This is a genomic window from Burkholderia sp. Tr-20355, from assembly GCF_017104685.1.
Classification (GTDB): Bacteria; Pseudomonadota; Gammaproteobacteria; order Burkholderiales; family Burkholderiaceae; genus Burkholderia; species Burkholderia seminalis.
Genome location: NZ_JAAGPK010000412.1, coordinates 1 through 596, shown reverse-complemented (window position 1 = coordinate 596; position 596 = coordinate 1). Strand labels below are relative to the sequence as shown.

General features: G+C 68.6%; 1 pseudogene. It reads right to left on the bottom strand.

What is annotated here, in order from left to right:
• Window positions 1-532, bottom strand: a pseudogene (locus tag G3N62_RS35675) (DUF3971 domain-containing protein); the annotation flags it as partial.
• Window positions 533-596 lie beyond the last annotated feature (64 nt).

The window sequence follows — 596 nt, the reverse complement described above, 5'->3', positions numbered from 1 at the left end:
GCACGATCGCTTCCTGCTTCAGCAGCCACGTGCCGAACGTGTCGCTGCCGCCGTGGGTGGTTGCCACGCCGACGCCCGCGACGCTCAGCGAACCGTCGGCCGCGCGCGCGACGACGAGGTCGGGCTGGTCGACGATCAGGCTCGACAGCGCGGGCGACAGCCGCAGCAGCGACATCCACGACAGCGCGGCCGTCGCGTGCGGCACCGACAGCGCGACCTTGCCGTCGCGGCCGCGGATCGTCAGGTTCGTGAGTTCGACGCCCGGCTGCATGCCGGACCAGTTCGGGGAAAGCCTGCCGATCGAAAGCTGCGCGTGGAGCTTGTCGGACACCGCGCGCTCGATGCGCGGGCGGAATTCGTCGATGCGGGGCAGCAGGACGTAGCGCAGCCCGAGGAAGGCGCCGGACGCGACGAAGTAGGTGCCGATCCCGACTGCCAGCGTCACCCTGAACACGCGACGCAGGACCGGATGATCGTGCTTCGGAGGTCCCGCTTCGGGCGCAGCTACGGCGGATTCCTGACGGTCGGACATGCGGCGGACGGGCGGCGATATGGTAGTTTTGCAGACTGACGTTGAAATGTATCACACGGGTTCG